The organism is Allocatenococcus thiocycli (genome assembly GCF_921292965.1).
In the GTDB taxonomy this organism is placed as follows: domain Bacteria; phylum Pseudomonadota; class Gammaproteobacteria; order Enterobacterales; family Vibrionaceae; genus Vibrio; species Vibrio natriegens.
This window is the reverse complement of sequence record NZ_CAKLCK010000045.1, coordinates 87,649-113,600: the sequence shown is the minus strand read 5'-3', so window position 1 is coordinate 113,600 and position 25,952 is coordinate 87,649. Positions and strand designations below refer to the sequence as shown.

General features: G+C 46.3%; 19 protein-coding genes. 6 read left to right on the top strand and 13 right to left on the bottom strand.

From position 1 onward, the window contains the following. Window positions 1-73: 73 nt before the first annotated feature. Genes L9Q40_RS18935 through L9Q40_RS18920 form a run of 4 tightly spaced genes read right to left on the bottom strand, consistent with a single transcriptional unit; the run spans window position 74 to window position 3,309 of the window. On the bottom strand, window positions 74-733 hold the full coding sequence (locus tag L9Q40_RS18935; RefSeq protein WP_420659096.1) for a ChrR family anti-sigma-E factor: 660 nt from the start codon (window positions 731-733) through the stop codon (window positions 74-76). Beyond that, window positions 730-1,314 carry an RNA polymerase sigma factor gene (locus L9Q40_RS18930; protein ID WP_014232801.1) on the bottom strand — a complete coding sequence of 195 codons (585 nt, stop codon included), beginning with the start codon at window positions 1,312-1,314 and terminating at the stop codon, window positions 730-732. Before L9Q40_RS18930 ends, L9Q40_RS18935 begins: the two co-directional genes overlap by 4 nt. A gap of 43 nt (window positions 1,315-1,357) precedes the next feature. Then, window positions 1,358-2,716: a DUF4397 domain-containing protein gene (locus tag L9Q40_RS18925; protein WP_498794223.1), complete on the bottom strand. Its 1,359-nt coding sequence runs from the start codon at window positions 2,714-2,716 to the stop codon at window positions 1,358-1,360. Continuing rightward, the gene (locus L9Q40_RS18920) at window positions 2,713-3,309 is read right to left on the bottom strand and encodes an LON peptidase substrate-binding domain-containing protein (RefSeq protein ID WP_020334301.1); all 597 of its coding nucleotides are present in this window, start codon (window positions 3,307-3,309) and stop codon (window positions 2,713-2,715) included. Before L9Q40_RS18920 ends, L9Q40_RS18925 begins: the two co-directional genes overlap by 4 nt. 323 nt (window positions 3,310-3,632) lie before the next feature. On the opposite strand from L9Q40_RS18920, the gene L9Q40_RS18915 reads away from it, so the two are divergent. The 4 genes from L9Q40_RS18915 to csdA all read left to right on the top strand — a co-directional run bounded on the left by L9Q40_RS18915 (window position 3,633) and on the right by csdA (window position 7,231). Further along, on the top strand, window positions 3,633-4,424 hold the full coding sequence (locus L9Q40_RS18915; protein ID WP_014232804.1) for a nucleoside-specific channel-forming Tsx family protein: 792 nt from the start codon (window positions 3,633-3,635) through the stop codon (window positions 4,422-4,424). 109 nt (window positions 4,425-4,533) lie between these two features. Further along, window positions 4,534-5,424 carry a 2-dehydropantoate 2-reductase gene (gene panE / locus L9Q40_RS18910; protein WP_498794222.1) on the top strand — a complete coding sequence of 297 codons (891 nt, stop codon included), beginning with the start codon at window positions 4,534-4,536 and terminating at the stop codon, window positions 5,422-5,424. After that, a complete protein-coding gene (locus L9Q40_RS18905) occupies window positions 5,421-6,020 on the top strand; it encodes a DJ-1 family glyoxalase III (RefSeq protein WP_014232806.1) in 600 nt (199 codons plus the stop codon). The genes panE and L9Q40_RS18905 overlap by 4 nt, the downstream gene beginning before the upstream one ends. Continuing rightward, window positions 6,020-7,231, top strand: coding sequence for a cysteine desulfurase CsdA (gene csdA / locus L9Q40_RS18900; protein WP_498794221.1), 1,212 nt, complete (start codon window positions 6,020-6,022; stop codon window positions 7,229-7,231). Before L9Q40_RS18905 ends, csdA begins: the two co-directional genes overlap by 1 nt. Before the next feature lie 34 nt (window positions 7,232-7,265). On the opposite strand, the gene L9Q40_RS18895 is transcribed toward csdA, so the two are convergent. The 5 genes from L9Q40_RS18895 to L9Q40_RS18875 all read right to left on the bottom strand — a co-directional run bounded on the left by L9Q40_RS18895 (window position 7,266) and on the right by L9Q40_RS18875 (window position 11,543). Beyond that, on the bottom strand, window positions 7,266-8,183 hold the full coding sequence (locus L9Q40_RS18895) for a sensor domain-containing diguanylate cyclase (protein WP_498794220.1): 918 nt from the start codon (window positions 8,181-8,183) through the stop codon (window positions 7,266-7,268). A gap of 300 nt (window positions 8,184-8,483) precedes the next feature. Continuing rightward, window positions 8,484-8,912, bottom strand: coding sequence for a cysteine desulfurase sulfur acceptor subunit CsdE (csdE, locus tag L9Q40_RS18890; RefSeq protein ID WP_268669052.1), 429 nt, complete (start codon window positions 8,910-8,912; stop codon window positions 8,484-8,486). 21 nt (window positions 8,913-8,933) lie between these two features. Beyond that, the gene (tcdA, locus tag L9Q40_RS18885) at window positions 8,934-9,743 is read right to left on the bottom strand and encodes a tRNA cyclic N6-threonylcarbamoyladenosine(37) synthase TcdA (RefSeq protein ID WP_014232810.1); all 810 of its coding nucleotides are present in this window, start codon (window positions 9,741-9,743) and stop codon (window positions 8,934-8,936) included. A gap of 102 nt (window positions 9,744-9,845) precedes the next feature. Continuing rightward, window positions 9,846-10,949: a murein transglycosylase A gene (mltA, locus tag L9Q40_RS18880; protein WP_020334308.1), complete on the bottom strand. Its 1,104-nt coding sequence runs from the start codon at window positions 10,947-10,949 to the stop codon at window positions 9,846-9,848. Window positions 10,950-11,186: 237 nt separating this feature from the next. Beyond that, window positions 11,187-11,543 carry a DUF2850 domain-containing protein gene (locus tag L9Q40_RS18875; protein WP_020334309.1) on the bottom strand — a complete coding sequence of 119 codons (357 nt, stop codon included), beginning with the start codon at window positions 11,541-11,543 and terminating at the stop codon, window positions 11,187-11,189. A 264-nt stretch (window positions 11,544-11,807) separates the two neighbouring features. On the opposite strand from L9Q40_RS18875, the gene argA reads away from it, so the two are divergent. Then, window positions 11,808-13,145, top strand: coding sequence for an amino-acid N-acetyltransferase (gene argA, locus L9Q40_RS18870; RefSeq protein ID WP_498794219.1), 1,338 nt, complete (start codon window positions 11,808-11,810; stop codon window positions 13,143-13,145). A 39-nt stretch (window positions 13,146-13,184) separates the two neighbouring features. On the opposite strand, the gene recD is transcribed toward argA, so the two are convergent. The 3 genes from recD to recC all read right to left on the bottom strand — a co-directional run bounded on the left by recD (window position 13,185) and on the right by recC (window position 22,825). Further along, the gene (recD, locus tag L9Q40_RS18865; protein ID WP_498794218.1) at window positions 13,185-15,344 is read right to left on the bottom strand and encodes an exodeoxyribonuclease V subunit alpha; all 2,160 of its coding nucleotides are present in this window, start codon (window positions 15,342-15,344) and stop codon (window positions 13,185-13,187) included. Beyond that, window positions 15,344-19,018, bottom strand: coding sequence for an exodeoxyribonuclease V subunit beta (gene recB / locus L9Q40_RS18860; RefSeq protein ID WP_498794252.1), 3,675 nt, complete (start codon window positions 19,016-19,018; stop codon window positions 15,344-15,346). Before recB ends, recD begins: the two co-directional genes overlap by 1 nt. Before the next feature lie 315 nt (window positions 19,019-19,333). Next, on the bottom strand, window positions 19,334-22,825 hold the full coding sequence (gene recC / locus L9Q40_RS18855; protein WP_498794217.1) for an exodeoxyribonuclease V subunit gamma: 3,492 nt from the start codon (window positions 22,823-22,825) through the stop codon (window positions 19,334-19,336). A gap of 250 nt (window positions 22,826-23,075) precedes the next feature. Here recC and L9Q40_RS18850 point away from each other — a divergent pair, with 250 nt between their 5' ends. Next, window positions 23,076-24,899 (top strand): DUF3413 domain-containing protein, encoded by a 1,824-nt coding sequence (locus L9Q40_RS18850; RefSeq protein ID WP_498794216.1) that lies wholly within the window; start codon window positions 23,076-23,078, stop codon window positions 24,897-24,899. A 77-nt stretch (window positions 24,900-24,976) separates the two neighbouring features. Here L9Q40_RS18850 and L9Q40_RS18845 read toward each other — a convergent pair whose 3' ends face one another. After that, window positions 24,977-25,951 (bottom strand): TDT family transporter, encoded by a 975-nt coding sequence (locus tag L9Q40_RS18845; protein ID WP_498794215.1) that lies wholly within the window; start codon window positions 25,949-25,951, stop codon window positions 24,977-24,979. Window position 25,952: the final 1 nt, after the last annotated feature.

Sequence of the window (25,952 nt, the reverse complement as noted above, 5' to 3'; positions counted from 1 at the left end):
ATCACTGGAAACCAAAGAACCACCGCAAAACGGTGGTTCTTTTAAAAACAGCATTGTGGGAAGCTGCTGACGTTTAAGGGTAAAGCCCCTTACCAAACATATTGAAGATTCTTGCCACACCCTGAGTAAATATCATTGGCTCAGTTAAGACCGTAAGACACAAACAGTCTTCTCCAGCTTTCGTATACGGGCTGTGCTTAACAGACGCATCACGAATCATCAGGTCACCCTCTTCGTACTCACCATCCTCATCGCTAAATCCGCCATGTAAGACCAAGGTTGACTCTATTCCTTTGTGCGTATGTTGAGGAATCTGCACATCTTCACTGATATACATGAGGTTTACTCTGGCATCTTCGCCCAAATCAATTTGGGCACTATATACTTTGCCGCCATAACTTCTCCAAGAGCCGACCAAATCAGAGAAACGGCTCAGAGTTTTGGGCAACTCAAAGCTTTTGCCTGCCACGGACACTTTTGCTGAGTCTCTAATAATGACACTGTCTCGCATGGGAGGGGCCGTAACAATGGCATTAAACATGTCATCAAATTCAGGCACGTAAACACAAGGAACGTCACTGACGACATTCGCTTGCTCTGCTTCTACCCGATTGACGTAGTCTCGGCACTTGGAGCATGTTTCTAAGTGCGTCGCGACCACAAGACCAGAAACCGCATCAATGCTGCCCAAAGCATAAGCTTCTAGCAATTTGTTATCTGGATGATTGTTCATAGTTGCTCCGTATGCATTGAATGTCTTAATTTCTCTACCGCAAGTCTTAGACGAGATTTAACGGTGCCAAGTGGGATATCAAACAGTTCTGCCACTTGCTGATGCGGCAACTCTTCAAGATATACCGCTTGCAAAACGTCTCTTTGATTTTTCGGCAATGTATCTAAAAATTTCACCACCTGCTCTTTCAGCATGTCTTGCTCGGGAGAGTAGTGATCGACGAGATCTGGTGGATAATATTCTGAAGGCCAGATGTCATCCGCATGAATGTGTAGCTCTTTGCCCTTTTGCTTTCGTAATAAGTCAAAGCACAAGTTGCGGATGATGGTGTATATCCAAGTAGATAACGCACTCTTCTTTCCATCGTACAAGTGAGCTTTGTGCCAAACCGTGGCCATGGTTTCTTGTACCATTTCCATTGCGACTTGCTCGTTCCCTACGTGCTTATAAGCGAACTGTTTTAATTTGGGGGCATAAAATTGGAATACAAAAGCAAAGGCGTCTTGATCTCGTGCTTTGACTTTGTCCATATACGCGTTCCATTCATGCCGTCCCAGTTTTTGTCGGCTATCACTCATCATATCGGCCTTATCGTAGGGAGGAGTCTCCCCCTCCCACTCCGTCCTAGTCTGTGATGTCATTAACTAACAGGTTGAAACCACCACTATTGCCATCGTCTATCGCTACGACTTGATAGACCACACCGTTCATCAAATCCACAGGAGCAGAATCTATTGCAACAGTAGTAGGCTCGCCTGCTGCAGTAACAGTGACAAAGTAGGTTCCTTCCTCAACGTAAAGTCCTTTCAGACTCTCTTTGTACGTAAAATCAGAAACGGTTGGATCACTACCATCTATACCAGCGCTGGTAGTGAGGTAAATATCCACGTTCTCAGCAACCGGATTTGCCGCTGCATGAGTGATATTCAATGTCGCACTGGTTGCCACCGCTCTTCTCATGTCCTCGACAATCAAAGGTTCCACAGCGACCGAAGGGCTCACGACGCCAACAGCGTAGATACTGTAATCCATCCCAGCTTCCACAGATAAATCGTCAATACTGAAAATGGGGTCTGTGGTGGTACCATCAACGAAAACATCGATGTCATAAGACTGAGGATCAAGATCCAAATAGCCACGAATTTCTTTGAAGGCTAAATCAGCAAGTGGAGCGAATGGAGCATCATTTACATTCACGTCTACAGCTGGTGCACCATCCACGACATGCCCAACCCGAACTTCAGCTTGGCTGCCCATATCCTGAATTATAGAAGATCCCGAACCATCTAAAACCAACAACTTAACGGGAGAAGAGCTGCTGGAGTCGCCGGTTTTAATGGCAGCGATAGTTAAGTTAGCATTTCCCGCCAATGAAAGCGTTCCAGAATCAAACACGACATCATCCCCAACCGCCAATCTGACTTGATAATCACCAGCCTGGATATTAAGCGTGTCTGTCGCCGCTTTATAAGCAAGATTAGTTAAAGGCATGACTGTCGATAAATCAGCCCCTGGTTCTGTCACGTACACATCTACAGCTGGAACGCCTGAAGCAGCGTGCACAACTTGTACATCCAGAGAGCTTTCATCTGCCATCGACTCCGCGTTGCGTGTCACGATTAGTGGCTCAACAGGATTTGGGTTACCGTCGGCATCACCGACCACAAACACGGTGTACTTGAGGTCTGAATCGAGATCGAGCAACGTTCTTGGCACTACTGTTGCCACCTCACTGCCTGGCAACTGCACATCGACCTGAACTGCGTTACTGCCCTCACGAACCATCATGTACCCTGATCCAACACCATAATCGACGCCAGTTAGCGTAGCTTTGTCGTTAATCCATACATTCGCCAGTGGTGCATCTGCTGATGCATGCACTGCCTGAACATTGGAGAACTCTATTGTATCGCTGTCTGAACCACACGCAGCCAATCCCAGAGATCCCATTAAAACCAGAACCGCTTTACCTGTTAGTTTCATAACCGTGCCTCTTTGTTTTTAGGGGCTTCAAGTGCTTGGTGTAGAAAATGCAAAGCTGGAAGACAATCCTCTGCTCCTGCCAACCTATCGAACAGGTGGCATTCCAACGGCAGTAGCTCAAGCCAACGCTGTGTGACCCAAGATGGGTCGTCATAAAAGCGGTGCTCATAAAGTGACCCAAGCTGAGGGAACTCCTCATAAACGTAAGCCAGCTGTTGACTTAAGTAATCAAAGCTGTACAGCCCTTTCGGAACAGCCCAGTTGTCCATCCACTCAACCTCGGCATGCCTTAAACCATCGGAGTCTGCTCTAACGCGCAGTACCTTAAAGCGTTTTTCACCAACCACTGTGATTCCAAGAAGCCCATCACTTAATGTTTCAAAATCAACAATCCGTACTAACGAACCTATCGAAGAAACGTTTCCAACTTCTTTCGGATCGCCGTCGTTACCTACCAGACAGACGCCAAAACCCATATTTTTCGAACTGCACTCTTTCACCATACGTATGTAACGAGGCTCAAAAATACGCAGATTCATCTTTCCTTCAGGGAGTACAACTGAAGTAAGTGGAAATAACATAACTTCGTTCATCAATAAGTCCTCTTTAGTTCATCGTCTAGTACGAAACTCTGTTCACTCCGATCACTAACGGTTTTTGTTGGTTAATCGACTGGCTTAAAAAGTCACGAAAATCGTCACGCAAACGATCTAAATCACATATTTATTGCAATAAAATGCAATAAATAAAAAGTTCCGTAAATAAAAACGTATTTGTGATATCGATCACTAAAAAGGTTTAGTTTTGCACCTTTTATCACTTTCTTTTGGGATTATTATCGCTATTATTCCCGCCACTTGGAAAACGCAGCTTAGATTGCATATTCTAAAATCTTACAAACATAGAGAGTCCCCTTATGCGTAAATCACTTTTAGCTCTTGGCCTTCTAGCGGCTACTTCAGCTCCAGTTATGGCGGCTGATTATTCTGACGGCGATATCCACAAAAACGATTACAAGTGGATGCAGTTCAACCTGATGGGTGCATTTAACGAACTTCCAGGTTTCCCTGATGGCTCAAACCATGACTACCTAGAAATGGAATTTGGCGGTCGCTCTGGTATTTTCGATCTTTACGGTTACGTTGACGTATTCAACCTAACTTCAGATCCAGGCAGTGATAAAGCTGGCGCAGAAAAAATGTTCATGAAGTTCGCGCCACGTATGTCTCTGGACGCACTAACTGGTAAAGATCTTTCTTTCGGTCCAGTTCAAGAGCTTTACGTTGCATCTCTTATCGAGTGGGGTGGTAACTCTGGTGTAAACAATCAGAAAATCGGTCTAGGTTCTGACGTTATGGTTCCATGGCTTGGCAAAGTAGGTGTAAACCTATACGGAACCTACAGCGGCAACGATAAAGACTGGAACGGTTACCACTTTGCAACCAACTGGTTCAAACCATTCTACTTCTTCGAGAACGGTTCATTCATCTCTTACCAAGGTTACATCGACTGGCAATTTGGTATGAAAGATGAGTACGCAAGCTCTAGCTACGGCGGCGCAATGTTCAACGGCCTATACTGGCACTCAGACCGCTTTGCAGTTGGTTACGGCCTGAAAGGTTTCAAAAACATCTACGGTATCAAAGACGTTAGTGGCGTAGACTCTACTGGTTTTGGTCACTACGTAGCGGTAACTTACAAGTTCTAATAGAACCAATAAGTTTCTTCAGAAATGGCGCCCATTGGCGCCATTTTTTATTTGCTTTCCTTTTTCCCCTCATTATCCTTGCAGCAAACCTTTTCAATGAGAGCGTTTGGTGAATATTGTCATCTTAGGTCCCGGAGCTATCGGCTCACTCTGGGCAATAAAATTAAAGCAAGCAGGACATCATGTGTCTCTTTGGAGCAGAAGTTCAGAAACTCAGCTTTCGTTGCAACTTGATGACTCAGTCGGTGACACTTTCTTAAATAATCACCTGCTTTCTGTAAAAAGTGCTGACTTGATTGTGGTGACCGTCAAGGCGTGGCAAGTCGAAGAAGCCATTTCTCCTCTGCTTGGACATATCCACCCCGACACAATCGTGATGCTGATGCATAACGGCATGGGAACCGCACAACGCGTTTCAGAATCGCTTAAAAACAACCCTATCGTTTTAGCGACCACGACTCACGGAGCCTATAAACCTTGCAAACAAAAAGTGTTGCATACAGGTCATGGCAACACGCAGTTAGGCGGCTTCAATAATTTGGGCGAACAGTGTCAGTTTTTACAAGAAGTAATGCATCACGCCCTACCTGAAGTGGGATGGAACCCAAATATCAATGCAGCATTGTGGACTAAACTCGCTATCAACTGTGCAATTAATCCATTAACCGCTATCCATCAATGCAAAAATGGCGCGCTTGCACAGCAGGCGTTTCAGGATACGCTGAGAAACATTACGCGCGAATTGATTGAGGTAATGAATAAAGAAGGGCTCGATACTGAGTTCGACAATTTGTTGGGAGTTATCATGCAAGTCGTCAATGCTACCGCTGAGAATTACTCTTCGATGAGACAGGATGTTTACCACCAGCGACGCACCGAAATCGACTTTATTACTGGTTATTTATTGCAAACTGCAGAGAAACACCATATCGAGACGCCTGAGAACCTCAGTCTTTACCAACGCATTAAACAGATAGAAAAAAGCTGGACAGAACAATGAGTGTAAAAATCTTAGTACCTATCGCTCCAGGTACCGAAGAAATGGAAGCCGTGACCATTATCGATATGATGGTTCGAGCTGGATATGACGTGACGGTAGCCAGTGCAGCATTCGATGGGGCTTTAACGATGAAAGCTTCTCGTGGCGTCACGCTAACCGCAGATTGCAAACTGGTCGATATCGCCGATGACGAGTTTGATGTCATTGCACTGCCGGGTGGTGTCGGTGGTTCGGAAGTGTTTCGCGACAGCACAGTCATGATAGAAATCCTCAAACAACATATTTACGAAGGAAAACTGGTTGCGGCTATCTGTGCAGCCCCAGCGTTGGTGCTACAACATCATGATCTATTCCCTAACGCCCTAATGACCTGTCACCCAAGTTTCCAGTCACACATTCCTGAAGCAAACTGGCGTAGCAAACGCGTGACTATCGATATTAACCATAATCTGATCACCAGTCAGGGGCCGGGAACTGCGTTAGAATTTGCAATGGAAGTGATCATCAAACTCTCTGGCAAAAAACATGCGTGGACTATCGCCGAACCTATGGTGACTATTCCGACTTTGCACTATCACAAAATTGGTGAAGAGTAATGTTTGACGTCAATGCGGTTCGTAAGCAGTTTCCCGCTTTAAATCAGTCAATTAATGACACGCCTTTGGTCTACCTTGATAGTGCTGCAACCACGCAAAAGCCTCAATGTGTGATTGACGTTATCAGTCATTATTACAGTGCTCAAAATGCTAACGTGCATCGTGGCAGTCACAGCTTAACCGCCAATGCCACCAGCCAGTTCGAAGCGGCTCGTGAAACCGTCACCCGTTTTATCGGCGCGGCCAGCTCAAAAGAAATCATCTGGACTCGTGGAGCGACAGAAGCGCTCAATTTGATCGCTCAGACCTATGCTCGTAGCAACTTACAAGCAGGCGATGAGATATTGATCAGCGAGATGGAGCATCACGCCAACATCGTGCCATGGCAAATTGTTGCTGAGCAGACCGGAGCAAAAGTAGTAAAAGTGCCAATGACTTCCAACTGTCAGTTTGATTTGGAAGCATTTAAGTCGCTGTTGTCTGAACGCTGTAAGATTGTAGCGTGTGCACAAATCACTAATGTCACTGGTTCACGTCAACCTATCGAAGAAATCACCACACTGGCACATCAGTTTGGTGCCGTTGTCGTGGTGGATGGTGCTCAAGGTATCGTGCATGAGCCGTTAAACCTTGCTGAGCTGGATATCGATTTTTATGTATTCTCAGGACATAAGCTCTATGCCCCAGCAGGGATTGGCGTGCTTTATGGCAAGTTAGCCTTACTGGAAGCGATGCCGCCATGGCATGGTGGCGGAAAAATGGTCGAGAAAGTATCGTTTGAAAAAACCACCTTTTCAGCGTTACCCGGAAAATTCGAAGCAGGCACACCAAATGTGGCTGGGGCTATCGCACTCGCAAAAGCCATTGATTGGTATCAGAGTTTTGATCATCAAGAAGTGGAAGCGCACCTGCACACTTTACAAAACAAAGCCTATCAAGCGCTTAGTCAGCTGGATGATATTCACATTCTTAGTTACCAGCCTAATGCATCGGTACTGACATTTGTTATGGACGGCGTTCATCACCAAGACATTGCGACACTACTCGACCAGCAAGGTATTGCAGTACGCGCCGGACACCATTGTGCCCACCCGCTAATGGATGCACTGAAGGTTAAAGGAACAGTGCGTGTCTCGTTTGGAATTTACAACACCTTAGAAGACGTTGAGAGGCTGATCGCCGCGGTAGAAAAAGCCGTCGATATGCTCTAACCAAACCACGAAATCGTAGTAACCGATTTGGTTGCTACGATTCGCTCTCTGTCGTTATCACACAGTTTCTACCATTACGTTTTGCCGCATAGAGTGCTTTGTCAGCCCTTGCATACAATCGTTTTGTCGATTCATAACCGATGATATTCACCACGCCAACACTGACTGTCACAGGAATTTGAACGTTTTCAAACTCAAACTGATTTTTTTCAATATTTGAACGAATTTCCTCGCCGATCTCTGTTGCCGAAGACAATGAAACATCAGGCAGGATAATCGCAAACTCTTCCCCTCCCACTCTCGAGAAGGTTTCATCTTTTGTTAAAAGACTAGAAACTAACTCCGCCAACGTTTCTAAGACGTAGTCACCGGCATCGTGACCTCGCTCATCATTAATAGATTTGAAGAAATCGAGATCAAAAAACAGTAAGGCGGCTTGATAACTTTGAGCTTCGCACTTGGTGATTTCTTCGGACACTTTTTCGAAGAAAACACGGCGATTATAGATGTTTGTTAAAGCGTCGATTTGGCTTTGGTGACGCAGAATAGTTTCAACTTGATGACGGTTAGAAATATTGCGGGTAAGGATAAGCACGACTCTGCGACCTTGGTACGTTATACCAAGAGGACATACTTTCCCCTCATAATAGAGTAATCCGTTTGGCCCTGTGGTGGGATCAATGCCCTGAACGTTGTCGGCGGACATCTTGTATTCTATGGTGATAATACTGTCTTCCGTCAGACAGCGATTAATCTGCTTAATAAACCAGTCTGCTTGTTCTTTTTCAAGCACACTATGCAGAGTTTCACCAATCAAACTACTGCCATCGTGATAAGCGTTTCTATCTATACCACCAAACACATCAATATAAAGACCATCTTCACTCAGTATAAAAGTGGGGTCTGGCATTCCGGATAACACGTCTTGCGCATGTTCCAAGGAGAATCGCATAAAAGAGAGGTTCCTAGTATTTGTACTAACTAACCCAATTGCCTATAAACCTTCTACAACGGGAAAATAAAAACCTCTTTAAGAATATATCTATCATCTAATGCAGACAAATTGTAACTACAAATATTGGGGTAAAACCGGACTGTGCGCCGAGAAATGAGATCAATAACGAACAATAACTGAAGCCAAAACCGCCGACGTAGTGGAATGGTTTTAAGTCCTTCTTCCATCCCCTTTGCCCAAATAAAAAAGCGCCGAGTAACGTTCGCTACCCAGCGCCTTTCAGAACCAACGAAACTGTTATTTAGCGGTGTGTTTGATCTGCTCAACAATCGCTTTCAGGCCGTTACCACGAGATGGACTTAAGTGTGCAATCAAACCGAGCTGCTCAAAATACGCATCAATGTCGAACGCTTGGATCTGCTCAGCAGTTTTTCCGTCAAACGCGGCCATCACCAGTGCGATCAAGCCACGGACAATACGCGCATCAGAATCCGCACAGAAATGCCAAACACCACCCTGCTCCTGACTAACCAACCAAACTAAGCTTTCACAGCCTGACACCGTGACTTGTTCTGATTTCAGCGCTTCGGGCATTTGAGGTAATTTCTTTCCCCACTGGATAACTTGGCGGTAGCGATCTTCCCAGCCTTTAAACTGCTGCATCGTCGCGACAATATCGTCACTTGTTATCTCAGAACCAAATGGTGAAACTGGAAAATCAGTCATAGTGCGTACTTCTCTTTGTTATTACTTCTTATACTTTTGAATCAGCTTTTCTACTATGCGTGAAACCGCAACAAAGCCGAACGTTGCTGTCACAACGGTTGCCGCGCCAAATCCGCTTGCACAGTCCATTCGCTTAGGTCCTTCTGCCGTAGACTTCACGCCACATACCGAACCGTCCGCTTGTGGGTATTTTAGCTGCTCGGTAGAGAATACGCAGTCAATGCCAAATTTACGCGCAGGATTCTTCGGAAAGTTATGATGACGACGTAAGGTGTCTTTAATTTTTTTGGCCAGTGGATCCTGAATCGTCTTGGTCAGATCCGCCACCATAATTTGTGTTGGATCGACCTGACCACCAGCGCCACCCGTCGTGATCACTTTGATCTTGTTACTACGGCAGTAAGCCAATAGAGACGCTTTTGCTTTCACACTGTCGATCGCATCCAACACGTAATCGAACTCTTTGCTCAAGTATTCATGCTGGTTGTCTGGAGTGATGAAATCATCAATCAGATTCACCTTACATTCTGGGTTAATCAACTTAACGCGCTCGGCCATCACTTCAATTTTGCTTTGGCCAACCGTTCCAGACATAGCATGGATTTGACGGTTAATGTTCGTTACACACACATCATCCATATCGATCAACGTCAGCTCACCAATTCCAGTTCTCGCCAGCGCTTCTACCGCCCAGGAACCAACGCCACCGATACCAATCACACACACATGCGCAGCACGAAGAATTTCGACTTCGCTGTTACCATAAAGACGACGAGTGCCGCCAAAACGTTGATTGTAGTTGTCAGATGCCGGAGTATCGAGTTCGCGCATATTGAAATCCAGATGATCGATAGAAAAACAAAGAGTGCGATTTATACGCACTCTTTGAGAAAATGTCTAGACAAGAGGACGTTCCTCTCTCTTATCAATCCACTATTGTATCTTTTCTGGTGATAAAGCCCAAGGCGCTTGAGTTGGCGTGTTCTCTAAGCCAAGTTTCCAAACACGGCCAAAGTGTTTGTAATGACCCGCTTCGATTCCCGCTCTTGCACCGATACCATGATACAGATCTAAGTGGTTACGTTTCACTGCACCACCTGTGTCGAGTACAAGCAGAATGCGTAATTGATGTGCGCCGCTCCACGTTCCATCCGCATTAAGTAATGGTACTTCAGCCAGAACTGGCGTCCCCATTGGCAAGATTGAACGGTCACCCGCTACTGCTGCCATTGGTAACAGTGGAATACCCGCGGCTCCGGTCACTGGCGCTTCTGATTTAGGGGCAAAGAACACGTAAGATGGATTCTGTTCAAGCAGCTCACGAACGGTCGCTTCATCGTTAGCCATCACCCAATCTTTAATCGCTTTCATCGACATTTCTTCACGAGGTACTTCACCGCGCTCAATCAAAATTCGCCCGATACTCACGTAGGCTTTGTTGTTCTTTCCTGCATAGGCAAAGTACTCCAACGTGTCATCGTCTTCGAAATGCACATAGCCACTGCCCTGCACTTCCATCATGAAAGGATCAATTCGGTTTGGGGCATAGCCAAGCACCAGACCTTGACCGTCTAAGGCGCCATCGTAAATCTCGGCACGCGTCGGGCAGTCAGATGAACAATTAGGCTTACCATAAACTGGGTATCTAAAGATGTTATTTGGCTGATGACGCAACTCCATCACCGGAGAGAAATATCCCGTAAACAACACGTTGCCTTTCTTGTCGCCCCCACCTAGTTGCGCCGCTTGAATACCGTAAGCGCTAAGCACACTGGTGTCGCCACTTTGCTGAGCCCACTCACTCAATCTGTGATACAGCGGTTGGTACATCTTCGCCATAGAGGGAGATTTAATCAAAACCTGCTCAACTTGCTTGTTGAACTCGGTAAAGTCGCGAGGCTTGTTCGACTCAACCACGTCCACTTTATTGAGAATTTGAGGAAACTCACCATCGATGTATTGATGGGCAAGATCGTTTTTCTGAGCACAACCAAACAGAAGGCCTAGAGTAACAATAGGAAGAAGTTGTTTTAGCACGTGATTATTCCGTAATAAAAGATAGCAAAAGGATGGCAAACAAAGACAGGCAACGCAATTGAAAAGCCGCGTCAAAGTGTTTCAAAACTAGGTCAACTGTTAAATATGCTGTAATTCCATCCAATTAGTTTCGAATTAACAACATGATAGCAGGGGGACGAATACGCAATTGTCCAGAAAGTGTTTGAATATACGTTATTTGAGCTGTCCAAAATGGAACGGGAATGAATATCACGTTCAGCGCAGGGTGCTGTCGAAACTTCTCTCCAATCGAAAAATTGGCAGATAATGCACGTTAGCATCCAACTTCATTTCCGTGTGTTGCTGGCCAATAAACCTAAACCGGCGAACACTCGAACCAAACTTATAAGACAAAGCATCTCCATCGAAGTCAAAATCGGTCGCAACTGTAGAACCATTAACGGTGACACCTCTTTCGCTTAACTCAAAAACCTCACGAGCGTATGGTGCGACCTCTTGCTCTACCCATTTGCCATAAATAATTGATTTTTCAACAGGCGGGTTGATATAACGAGAAATCCAGTCACTGTACAACATGCCCGCGATAATTGTACCAACCACTGCGATAAGCATCAGAAAGCGCTCTACGCCTTTTCGAAATTGGGATTTATTGGATGAGTCAGATTGGGGCTGAGTAGTAATCGTAGCATTCCTCTCTGGGGCTGAAGATGTGATGACCACTGATAGCGGAAAGATTGAGGCATTTTATCCTTCATCCTATTATTCCCCAAAGGACCACTCTTCATATATTTGTCCTTTATTCCAAAAAATTCACCTTGCCATTGGATGAATAAAAAGACATTATTTAAGCATAAATAAACACAAGGAATGGCTGTAGTGAAAATTCGTAGTACCGCACTCGTTAAAGGGTTCCGCCAATCAACCCCCTATGTAAATGCACACCGTGGCAAAACCATGGTGATAATGCTCGGTGGAGAAGCGGTCGCCCACAACAACTTTGGAAACATTATCAATGACATTGCATTAATGCATAGCCTTGGCATTAAAGTGGTGGTGGTTTATGGCGCTCGTCCGCAAATCAACCAATTATTGGTAAAACAAAACCTTACTACGCCATACCATAAAGACATCCGAATTACTGATGAAGAAGCTTTGTCAGTAGTTATGCAAGCCGCAGGTCAACTACAGCTGGCGATTACTGCACGCCTATCCATGAGCCTGAATAATACACCTATGGCTGGGACAGAGCTAAGCGTTGTATCCGGGAACTATATTATTGCTCAACCACTGGGTGTGGATGATGGTGTCGACTACTGCCACAGCGGACGGATTCGCCGCATCGATACTGACGCGATTAATCGCACTCTGGACCAAGGTTCGATTGTTCTGCTTGGTCCAATTGCCAGCTCCGTCACGGGTGAGTGTTTCAACTTACTTTCTGAAGAGGTCGCCACCCAGCTTGCGATTAAATTAGGTGCGGACAAACTGATCGGTTTCTGTTCAGAACAAGGTGTCATTGATGACAACGGCAATGCGGTCGCTGAGCTACTTCCTATCGAGGCAGAGCATGTTATTAAAACCTTAACGGAAAAAAACTCACCAGATTCAGACTACTACACCGGTACACTACGTTTCTTGAAAGGCTCGATTGCCGCTTGTCGTGCGGGCGTACCACGCAGCCATTTGATCAGTTATAAAGTCGACGGTGCCTTAATTCAGGAACTGTTCTCTTTCGATGGTATTGGTACGCAAGTGGTCATGGCCAGTGCTGAGCAAGTCCGTCAAGCCAACATCGACGACATCGGCGGTATTTTAGACTTAATCCGTCCTCTGGAAGAACAAGGTATATTGGTAAGACGCTCACGCGAGCAATTGGAACAAGAAATTGGCAAATTCACCATCATCGAAAAAGATGGGCTAATCATTGGTTGCGCCGCGTTGTACCCATACGCCGAAGAGCGCAAAGCGGAGATGGCTTGCGTAGCGATTCATCCAGATTACCGCGATGGTAACCGTGGATTGTTATTACTGAATTACATGAAGCACCGCTCAAAGTCAGAAAACATTAATCAGATCTTTGTGCTCACAACCCACAGCCTGCACTGGTTCAGAGAGCAAGGCTTTTACGAAGTGGGCGTGGATTATTTACCGGGAGCAAAGCAAGGTTTATACAACTTCCAGCGCAAATCAAAAATCTTAGCTTTGGATTTATAAAGATTAAAAAGACCGAGTGCATACTCGGTCTTTTAGTTTCTAGTTGGCTAGTCGCTGCACCAATCCACTAGCTCGCGTTGTTTTCACCTTTATTCCTCGTTTAAGCACATTCAGCTCCGCGTAAAGCGCTAAACGTTTCTTCGCTCGGGTGATGCCTGTGTAAATCAGCTCACGGGTTAATATCGGGCTAAAATCTGGCGGCAGAATCATTAAGGTGTAATCAAACTCACTGCCCTGCGATTTATGTATCGTCATGGCGTAGGCAGTTTCGTGCTCTGGCACTCGGCTTGGCAGTACCGACTTAACACTACCATCAGGGAGTTCGAAAAAGACTTTCAAACGCTGCTCTTCTTCGCTGTCATCCCGCATACAAATACCAATATCACCGTTATACAAACCTAAACCGTGATCATTGCGCGTAACCATCACAGGTCTGCCGTGATACCAAATCTCATCCTGCACCTTAATCAGCTTACGCGCTGCAAGTGCTTTCTCTATGCGCTGGTTTAACCCAGCCACACCAAAGTCACCTTCGCGGATCGCACAAAGCAGTCTGCACTGGTTAAATGTGTCTAACACCGCTTTGGCTTTTCGGGTTAACGTTTCAGGTTCTCCAGTATTTGGATCCTGTTCTTGCTGCCCAATACGCTTCAGATAACGACCGTATTCTTGTACTAACGTCTGCATCATCTGATTGTAGTTTTGGCTACTCAGAGCAAAATGTTCGATATCTGAAAAGTCTCGCGCCCAGACATTGTCCACACTAGCTGCAGAACCTAGGTTCACAGCTTTCGCTAATTGACCAATCCCCGAGCGAGCATCAAACCGGTAACTCTTTTGCAGCATACACAAACTATCAGCAATGCTGGATGCACTATTGCTACTGTGGGCCAAGGTGTCAAAACCGGTCAGCTTTGCGATGGCCGAAGCCTGCTCTTTGCCATACCCCAAAGCGTGGAACGAGCAAATATCACCCAACACTGCCCCCGCTTCTACCGAGGCGAGCTGATCTTTATCACCAAGCAGAATCAGTCGTGCATGCTTAGGCAATGCATCGACCACTTTGTACATCATGGGTAAATCGACCATCGACGCTTCATCAATCACTAAGATATCCAGATGCAGCGGATTCTGTTTGTTATGACGGAACTCTGCGCTATTAGGGATCGCGCCCAGCAAACGGTGCAAGGTGCTCGATTCAGTCGGGATTTTGGCTTTTAACTCAGGAGAAACCGGTAACTCTTGCACTGCTTTGCCAATTGACTCGGTTAATCGTGCAGCTGCTTTACCCGTCGGAGCCACCAGCTTGATGGTTAGATTCTTCTCTTGTGCGGCCTGCTCTATCAGCGCGGCAAGCAATTTGGTTACCGTAGTCGTTTTACCGGTTCCCGGTCCACCAGAAATCACCGCAAAGCGACGGGTTAGCGCGACTGCGGCCGCGACTTTTTGCCAGTTTACACAAGCAGAAAGTGGCACGAGGTCATCCAGAGGTTGTAAGTCCTGAACTTTATTGGCGTGGCTTAAAAGTGCATCAATCGCAGGCCAATCCAATGCATCGCTTGCGACCACATCAAGGTGGTCACACACCAATTGCTGACGCAGAACTTGGGTGCTACTCCCAGCTTCAGTGGCTTTGGCAATCGTGTTAAAAAGAAAGTGATATTGACGCGCAAACAGATGGTTAAGCAGCTCAGATAATCGCGTAAATTCTTGTAGCTGCAAACTAACCGCCGCGCCCAGTTGATTGAGCTTTTCCGCCAGTGTCACTTCATAGTACCAGTAACGATGTAAATACAAACGCTCACCATCGAACATTAGCGGCAGCGCTTCTCCCTGTGCGCCAACTAAACTGGAATTTTCCAATAATTGTTGCCAATTAATACCTTGCAGTTGAGTATTGAGCGTTAACGCTGCCTCACCAAACAGCCCCAACTTACTGGCCAAATCAGTCGGCTGACCTTGCGCATCGAAGAGAGGCAAACAGATATGTCCTTTACCAAGCTCACTACTGACGACACCACCGATAAACGCCAGTGCCTGACCGTCTGATTGTGATTCACTCTGCGCATCATCAGTTTGAGCGTAAAGAAAGCGTGCAAATTGGTAGTCGAGCTGACGAATCGCACCTTTGTGTGCCAAACGTTCAAGTGTTCCCAGCAGGCTCTCTTGGTACGATGGAAGATTGTTATTGGTCGTCATTACAGTAGCTCCATCTGCCCAGCCTGAGTCGATCGTGTTTCCAGTGTTTGACCATCAATCAAACGATCCATCTCTTGTAAAAATTCTAACGTTGGTTTGGCGGAAAAAATACCGTGATCGCTTTGCCCATCCATGCCGCGTAAGAACAAGTAATACACGCCACCAAAGTGCTGATCGTATTGATAATTAGCCAGCCGACTACGCAAAAATCGATGCAGTGCTAAAGCATAAATCTGATACTGCAAATCGTAACGGTGGTCCGCCATGGCAGATTTTAGTGCTTCACCATGGTAGTGAGTCACATCGTCGCCAAGGTGGTTCGATTTCCAGTCCAGCACGTAGTACTTGCCTTGATGCTCAAACACCAAGTCGATAAAGCCTTTGAGCATGCCTTGAACCGTTTGGAAACCTAAATCTCCCGCTTTGGCAGACAATGGATCATGTCGTTGAATCACACGGTTCAGCGCCGGCGCGGACAACACTTCAATCGGCAGCAGAAACTCCATCTCCACCAGACGCTGCGATGGTGCCTTTTGATTAAGCAGCAACGACTTTCCGTCTAATGGCGTGGCAAGCACAGTATCAATCAGCTGTTGTAAAATGGGCAGCCACTCTTCATCCAACTGCTCACTTTCCATCAAACCGAGAATGATTTGGGTATTCTCTTCCGTCGTGGCTGGCTGAGTAAACTCAATTTCCTCGAATAAGCTGTGAAGGAACGTCCCCGGACGCGCGCCTCTTGGGAAGGTGAAAATAGAACGCTCAGGCTCAACCAAATCCTCTTCGTCTTGCTCGTCAGAAGAGTCAATATCAAAGCCAGTAATCTCAATGGTGGCGTCGTGTTCAGTCTGATGGGAGCCCTGCTTGACCAAACCAGAATAACTGGTGATACGCCAGTTTCTGTCGATAGGATTTTGTAGTTCTTTCGCAGTGAGATCACACACTTCTTCTTGTGGCGCTACATACATCTCTTCGAGCTGCTGTGGCGGTTCACCTAAAGCGACGCAATCAAGCTTATCTTGCTGCTGTTTTAAACCTTGGTACAAATCGTTGATTCCGCCTTCTTGGCCATTTTGCACCAAGTAGCCGATTGCGCTGTGGTGAACACCAGTTGGTTCTTTGGTTGAGCGTCCATTACGCAAAGGCGAAGCGCCAATAAAGCAAGCATACACGGCGCGCGTTAACGCTACATATATCAGACGCAGGTCTTCGGCTAAACGCTCTTTGTCCGCTTGCATCATTGATGCATCACTGCCCGTAATATCCAGTACAGTGCGGTCAGTGGCCGCATCGTAATATTTGGCTTCGCTGGCTTCTCGGTAACTGAACACAAACGGCAGAAAGACCAGGTCATATTCCAGACCTTTTGATTTGTGGATAGTCACGATCTGCACCAAATTACGCTCAGATTCCAAACGTTGGATTTGGTCATCACTGCCGCCCAAACCATTTTCCGCATCACTGATAGACTGAGCCAACCAGCGCAGCAACCCATGATCACTATCTAATTCGTTGCTGGCTTGCTGAAGGAGTTCACCAATGTGCATTAAATCGGTAAGTACTCGCTCACCATTTTCTCCTTGTGAGCTTGCGCCTTCTTCTAACAATCGTTCGGCAATATGGCGCTTGCTGATCACCGCGCGCAGCATGGGTAATACCCCACGTTGAACCCAAAGTTTGCGATATTCTTTGAACTCATTAACTGCATTTTCCCATACGATTTCATCGTTATTGAGTGCGTCCAAGCTGGCGGCATCCAATGCAAACAGTTCAGAGGCGAGACTCGCACGCAGCGCTCGGTCATTTTCCGGTGTCAGTACCGCTTGCAGAAGACGCTGCAGATCTTGAGCAACCGAGCTGGTAAACACGCTGTCTCGGTTAGACAGATATACGCTGGCAATGCCTTGATCTGCCAACGCCTGTTTAATCATTCGGCCTTCGCTACCAGTACGAACCAGTACTGCGATATCGCCAGCTTGAACGGCTTTCTCTTTTTCACCGTTCACCAGACACGCTTGCCCCTGCTGAGCCTGAGTCAAAATTGTTTGGATTTGGCTCGCGGTTGCCTCCGCCATTCGAGTTAAATATTCGCCTTTTGACAGCGGCTTTTCTTCAGCGTTTTGCAACCAATAAGTCAGTGCTGGTTGCTTTTGACCTCCCATAGTCCAAATGCGTTTTTCGGCATTTGGACTGTAATTTACCGGTAAGAAAGGAATGTCCGAATCATAGATAAATGGGCTGTCTGGTAAGGCAAACACTTGGTTCACTGCCTGCACCATATCCGCACTTGAACGCCAGTTGGTTCCTAGCGTGTAGTGGGCACTTACTTGGTTACGAGCTTTAATATAAGTGAAAATGTCTGCGCCACGGAAACCATAAATCGCCTGTTTCGGGTCACCGATCATAAACAAACCACATTCTGGATTGTTCAGATAGATACGACTAAAAATACTGTATTGCAGCGGGTCGGTATCTTGGAATTCATCAATCATCGCGACCGGATACAAAGTGCGAATTCGCTCAGCTAGTAGCTCGCTTTCATCGGTATCGATAGAAGCAGAAAGTTGAGTCAGTAGGTCATCGAACGAAAGCCATTGCTTCTGATTTTTCGCGCTGGCTAACATCACCCGACAATGCTCTATCGCATGGGCGAGCAGAGGGGCTTTTAAGCTAATAGGATTAGCAAGAAAAGCCTCAATCGCTGCAAAAACGGCGTGCTGCGGCGCACTACCTTTAGGTGTTTTTTCCGACAGGACATTTTGAGCAAACTTCTCCAGCTTGTCAGGATAGTCATAACCTGTGGTTTCTGTTGCTGCCCAAGCATTCACTGCCTCTAACCAGGTCGGCAGAGACTTTTTGGTATAGCTGCGTTTGTTGATGTCTGAATCCGAAATCAGTGCTAAAAAATCATCCTGGCTATCTCGCCATTGTGCTTTCAGCTGATCAATTTTTTTCAGATTCTCAGTATGAACATCGGCCAAACTGCCTTTCATCGCAGGTACAGAAAGGCTTAACGGTGCGCCTGTTAAGTAATTGCTGATGTCAGACAACAGTGCAGATGGAGAACCCCACAACTGACGAATTTCCCCCGCTAAAGTGAATGGCAATGGATAGAAGTTACGTCGCCAATAGTCAGCCACCACCTGAGCTTTAAGGTGGCTTTCGTCCGTCACGAACTCGTTATTAAATCGGCTGCCGGATTCAAAAGCATTTTGTGTCAGCATGCGCTGGCAAAAACCGTGAATGGTGTAGACCGCAGCCTCATCCATTTGGCGCTCTGCCTGAAGAAGAATTTCCGCCGCTTGCTTGCGATCGTCGAACTCATTAAGCAAAGGCTGGATGACTGGATCGGAACTCTGTCCGCGAGCAAAAGCGATACGCGCATCATGGATTCTCGCCCTTATACGATCGCGCAACTCCGCTGTCGCCGCTTCGGTAAAGGTCACAACCAGAATTTGATCAACGGTAAGCGGGACGCGATGTTTGGTCTCTGCACTGCCGTGACCAAGCAAAAGGCGCAGGTATAAACCCGCAATAGTGAAGGTTTTGCCCGTACCCGCGGATGCCTCAATTAACCTCGCACCATGTAAAGGAAACGTCATCGCTTCTAGTGGTGTTGGCTGCGGTTGCCCAGTGGCTTCTAAATCATGGTTAGGTAGCTCTGCACCTGACATTTGATCCATAACGCTGAATCTCTCCGGATTATCAACTGATAGAAGTGTGATCTATCGTTAAAAATTCTATTTATATGTTTACCAAGTTGGATAATTTAGGGCTTTGTGGGATCTTTCTCACGGTTATCCATCTGTTGCACCGTTAGTATGCGCCTCACGAGATAAGCCAAGCCTTTAAGGCGGCAACACTCAAATGAATTAAGCAAAAGTATCATGGTCCCTCTGACCTTGTGGCCGTACAGCGAACGCCCTACAAAAAATAATGATTTTCTGGCGGCCACCCTACTCTCCCTTTACTCTATCCAACTGTCCTTGCTACGCTTTTATATCGTCCGCATCTTGAACCGCTAAACGCGCACCTTGCAGCACCAACGCCGTCAATAAGCGTATTTCTTTCGCCAAATCATCATTCCAAGCTGGCCAAATACGTGCAATATACGCATTGTTTCCTTCGCCTGAACTCATGTAGCCATCGTTGAATGTATCTGCCATTTTCTTCAAAGATTTCTCTTCGTCGTCAGCCCAGTGTCCACGACTAAATCCGGCTTCAACACATGCTAACGCCGTTTGCGGGAAATAAGGCAAAGGCTTAGTCATGCCTTCAAAGAACAGACGAACCAATTCCGTAAGTAATTGCTTGGCATACTGCGCGTCAGCAATTTCCGGGTAGATTAAATGAACCGCACCTTCTTTGCGGTCATAGCCAATAATATGGGTTTTCTTGGTATGGCCAGACGCTGACATGGCAAGATGATCAATCCAAGCGGCCAGATAATCCTGTGAACGAACCCTACCGCTACGGTAGCGAATCAACCCGGATTGGTAACACTGAGTAAGCCAACCTGTCAGGCGAACTTTTTTCTCATCGCCTTCATTGCCTTCGAATAACGAGTCAAAGGTCAGGTCGATTTCTAAATCGTCTTGCGGTACGCCAGATAGAAACGCCAGTTTGTCCACCAGCTCTTCAGCCTGAACTCGGTTGGTTTCAAACTCGATATCGCCAAATGCACCGACCGGTAATTTACCTTGAGCGCGTTGTTGACTCATAAAGTGCTTAAGCACATCTGTTTTCTTCTCTGGCTGTGTCAACGTGGTTTCGAGCAAGGTTTCTAACAGCTCATCACGCATTTGATAGCTTTCCAAACCACCGAGTACAAATGGTTCATCGTCTTCCATCACCGGCAATGGCGGCTCAAATACCACTTTTAAGCGGCGATTAAAAAAGTACTGTACCGGTAAACGCCAGAAACGTTGCAGCTCGACTAAATCGAGCTCTAGTGGGAACGTGGCTCCCAGCAGATAATCGTCCAATGCGCGATTAAAGTCATGACGAACGTAGCCTTGAGATTGGCTACTCTGGGTTAACGCCGCCGGAACCCACTCTTTGGCGTAGCTGGAATGCATCCCCTGAAAGGCACTTGGGCTAAATGGCACCATGGCGTGCGTATTGACCAGCGCTTTCAATAAATTATCGCCAGACTCATCAACCGGTAAACCTTCATCACCGCCTAAACAGTAATTTTGGTGACAGTATTCCATTAACTCAGAAACCAGCACTGACGGTACGCGCTCGGTGTTGTCTTGAATCGAACGACCGACATAACTGATATACAGCGTTTGCTGTGCCGAAAGCATCGCTTCGAGGAATAGATAGCGGTCATCATCTCGTCGTGAACGGTCACCCGGCTTGGTTCTGCCCGTCATCAAGTCAAAACCTTCTGGCGGCATGGAACGCGGATACACGCCGTCGTTCATTCCGAGCAGACATACGGTTCTAAATGGAATCGAACGCATCGGCATCAGGGTACAGAAGTTCACTTGTCCGGCAAGAAAACGCTGGCTGACTCGCGTACCGGACAGTTTATCTTGCAAATATTGGCGTATGATTGCTGGTGACAATACCTCTTCGAATGCGGCATCGGCGAGCTGTTCTTTCAACTGGCTAAGCGTATCGCGAATGGATTTGAGCGCCATTTCGCCTTCCAACTCGACTGAGAAGAAGTCATCCAGCAGTGTAACTAAAGTTTCTCGCCAGCCATCAATCGTCTGAACATGAGAGATTTTGCGGCGATAAGTGCTGACTTGCTGGATAAAGTGCGCTAACTTGCCCGCAAGCTCTGCGCCCATACCTTGCACTTCATTATAGGGAGATAAACTGCCTTGCTCGGTTTCAAACAAACCTGCCGACTCTGGCATCGCATAACCCAGTAACATTCGCTGAATGCCAAACTGCCAGGTGTTTTGACGCGTTTCCGGCAGTTCAAATTCGCGCCCAGTATTGGCATCCAATCCCCAACGAATACCCGAGGCTTCAACCCACTGTTTGGCTTGTAAGAAATCGTCTTCACTGAGCTCAAAACGCTTCAAGATCGCCGGAGTTTCCAGCAGTTCAAGTAATTCCGATGCCAAGCAGCGCGTGTTCGGTAGGTTTACCAACTGCATAAATGCCGCAAGAATCGGGCTCTCCTGATCCGCCGTTCGGTCTGAAATCGAATACGGAATAAAACGCTCACCCGGTGCATTACCAAATACTGCTTGAATCGCGGGACTGTAGGCGTTGATGTCCGCAACCATGGCGATAATATCGCGTGGTTTTAAGCTCGGATCGGCATCGAACATCGCCAGAAGTTGATCATGAAGCACTTCGACTTCACGCATTGGACTGTGGCAAGCGTGTAGACTTAGCGATTTGTCGCCCAGACTAACCACTTGCTTGTGGCCACTATGCTCAATCTGCTGGTCGTCCTGGTGTTCTTCGAGGTTTAAAATATCCGCTTGCAATTGATGGAGCAGACTGTCTCGCTCGACATCAACAAACGCTTCAATCTCATGGGACTCCAACTGAGAAAGCAGATACATGTTATCGCGGCCAAGTTTCCCCATCGAAGCCAATAGACTGTTTCCGACCACATCAGTGTGCAGTTCGTCGAGCACATTGTCTTCTACAGACCCTTTCAACTGCTCGGTTTCGCCTTGTACTTCAGAGCGATCATCCTGCCAAACTACATGCTGACGATGTTTCGCTGCCAAGCGAGCCAGGTACTTACGATCTCGAACCTCGCCCCAGTAATAACGACATGGATTGGTGAACATCAAATGCACGTCGATGTGTTCGCCAATCGCTTTTAGCGCATCCATGTAACGTGGTGGTAAAGAAGAGATACCAAAAACAAACAAACGCTTGGGAAAATGATCTAAGTTGCCGTTAAAATTCTCTAACGTGTCGATAAAGTGTTCATAAAGGTTAGCTCGGTGATAAGGAGACTGCCCCAGAGAAACCGTGTGATCGTACAATGCTTGCCACAAAATTGGCTGCCACGGATGCTCCTCTTCCAGCTCTGGCACACTCTGACCCGCTTCCCAGCTGGCGATCCATTCCGGACGGTATACCAGGTAGCCATCAAATATATCGGCAATTTTTTCTGCCAGCTGATACAGCTTGGAGTTATCACTGTCGTCTTTGAGATATTGCGCTAACGGTGAAAACGTCTCTCGGTTTAGAAGCCCCGGCAAAAGATGCATTAGCTTCCATGTCATTGCTTCTTTGTTAAATGCACTGCGTTTGGGCACATCAGGCAATACCTGGGTGAACATTTCCCAAATGAAGGTCGCTGGGAGCGGAAAATCGATGTTCGCCGCCACACCAAACTCTTTGGCCAGTTCCATTTTTAACCACTGAGACATACCGGGGCTTTGAACCAGAATTTGTTCTTTTTCGAACGGGTTTTCCAGCGGACTGATGCGAATCAGTTCAACAAGAAGTGATTTGAGAACGTCAACTTGGTTGGAGTGATAAACAGTAAACAAATTGGGAACACCGAGTGCCGATTGAAACTGTTAGCTAGCTTAGCACAGCGCTATTTAAACCCGCAGTGTTCTCTTTATTTGGAATAACAAAAGGCTAGATATCGCGCAGTTTGAGCATAAAACACTACTTTTCAATGACGTAATAAGCTCCGATTAAACCCACACATAACGTGACATTCTTCACATCTATTCCAAAATAAAAAACACTGTTTTATAATCGAACCATCTATAATTTATAAATATGAAAAGTATGATTCGCAAACCGTCGTCCAACAGCGCTTGGCTGATTGCTTTTTTTGCTTGCTTTGCAGTGTATCTGTCTTTCACTTGCTATCCGTTCGTGTTGTCTAGCAATCAGAATGAACCGCTAACCTTATTGCAAGGTTATTACTTAGCTTCCACTCAATTTGGGTGGCTAGGTTTGATTGTTCTTCCATTTATGTTGTTGAGTTTATTGCTCTCTTTTCTACCGACTCGTTTGTTCAAAGGCATCGTTATCACTATCTCTATCTGCCTTCTGATCATGTTCAAAGTCGATATCCTCGTTTTTCAACAATATAAATTTCACATCAATGCTCTATTAATCCGCATGTTTTTTGAGGGTGGTAGCGATGTGTTTGATATTTCCTGGATGAGCTGGCTCATTTTCGGCAGTGAAGTCACCGTGCTAGTACTAGGACTTGCATGTACCGTTTGGCTGAGTAATAAGCTCGCAGAAAGCCGAGCAAAGTTCTTGTTGATCAGTGTATGGTTTGCCATGTTGCTTAGCACACAAATAATCCATGCGTACAAAAACTCACTTTACGATGATGAAGTCAGTCAGTATTCGAACAACTGGCCGCTTTACTATCCGCTTACTGCTCGTAAATTTATCTACAAACACAACCTTGTTGATGAAAGTATCGCGTCGAAGAACCGGGTGGAGTTATCCAACGTGGAAAGTAGCTCTCTAAACTATCCGCTTGAGCCTGTTCAAGTGCAAAGTAAAAAGACACTCCCAAACGTTTTATTTATTTTGGTGGATGCTTGGCGCTACAGTGATGCAACCCCTGAAGTCATGCCAAATGTCAGTGAGTTTGCTAAACAAACAGTGAGTTTTACTCAACATATGAGCGGTGGTAACTCGACTCAAGCTGGCATCTTTAGCCTATTTTATAGTTTACCTGCCACCTATTGGGAAAGCTTTTACGCGAGCCAACGCTCCCCACTATTTATGGATACTCTGCAACAAGAAGGCTACCGCATGGGTATTTTTGGCTCTGCACCATTGACCAGCCCACCGCTTTCTCGAACGGTATTCAAAAAAGTACCCGACTTAACCCTGAAACAGACAGGTGAAACGGCAGTAGAACGAGATCAACAGATCACGGACAAGTTCATCGAGTTCCAAAAGCAGGACAGTGAACAGCCATACTTTGGCTTTCTGTTCTATGATTCTGCACACGGCACATTGTTCCCAGAACCTGAGTTCGCTAAATTCAAACCATACTGGGAACGCGTCGATCACATTCTTTTAAACAACGATTTTGATGCTTCGCTTTATCACAACCGCTACAAAAACTCGTTGTATTACATTGATAGTTTGATAGGTGAAGTACTGAAGAGCGTCGACTTAGACAACACTATCGTGGTGCTTTCTTCTGACCATGGCGAAGAGTTTAACGATCATAAGATGAACTACTGGGGCCATACGGGGAACTACAGTGACGTTCAGGTGCATGTTCCTCTTTACGTATCCATACCCAATCATCAACCTGAGAAAATTGATTACCGTACTACGCATTTTGACGTCGTACCAACCATGATGAATATGCTGTTTGATGTTCAGGGTAAAACAAGCGCCTACAGCGTGGGCCACAACTTACTGGATAGCTCTGCCCCTCGTGATTGGTACATTGCGGGCAGCTACTATAACTATGCTTTGGTCGGAAAAGATTTGATGCTGGTGGTAAACCCAGGCGGTCATTCTCAGCAACTGGACAACCAGTTAAACGTCGAAAAAGAACACCATATTCCGGTTAATATTATTCGTCATTTTCTCGACGAGATGTCGCGTTTTTATAAAAAAGGCTGAGTCCATATTCGCTCCCCCTTAAAAGTAAATAAAGCCTCTAGGCGGTAACACCAAGAGGCTTTTTCATATCTTGCTATTTAGGCGTGATGCGCTTGCATTAAGCGAGGCTGAATCAACAAGTTGTTGATGTATTGTAATGCCACATAAGAGACAACAAATGTCGCCACAATCAGTTCAAGACCCGCTAAGCCTCGAACTTGTTGAACATAATTCGATGCTAAACCTTGTGTCTCCATCCAGTTCGCCATTTTAAACAGTGCTGTCGCACCTATCACCATTGGAAAAGTGAACGCTGCATAGCCTGGGCTAAATGGCAATCTGAGTAATTTAAAGAACGCTAGGTAGATGATCGCTGTCATCAATACTGCGATACCAAATAGCATAGCGATGATCACTGGCGATGGCGTCGCAGTTACGGTTAGGTAACCCGCCAAAGACAGGCTCGCTGGCGCAGCCATGATTGCCATTGTTGGTTTCGCTGCATCTGGAATTTCATGGGTAAACATGAAACGGTAAATCATCATCGGCAACATGATCGCGTACGCTACCATGCCAAACATCAACGCGCCTTGAGCCACTGGTGCTAAAACCGGATTACCCGAGAAAGACACATCTGCAACGATGATACCTACAGGTGGTACAAACCAGCTTGGAACCATGTGGTGCAATTCAAACTCTTTTGCTCGATGGTAAACAAAACTCACTAAAAACACGATGTGCAGAACAACCGCGACCAGCCAGAGTGCGTCACCCGCAAGCGGTAACCACTGACCTAATGAGTTAGAAACCACCATCGTTCCCATTGCAAATGTTGGTACAACGCTCCCCACGACCGGGTGCGCAAGGTCCTGCCTTAACAACTGATGATGTAGAATGAATTTAATCGCCAAAATGGTCAGCAATACACTGGCAATGCCTGCACTCACCCACTGTCCATAGCCATGTAATTCAGCGAAGTTTTCCCAACTCCAACCCAAACTCGCAATACCAAGTGCTAACCCCGCCATCGGAGTCGGTGCGTCGATTAGTTTTGCTTTTGTTTTCTGAATCATC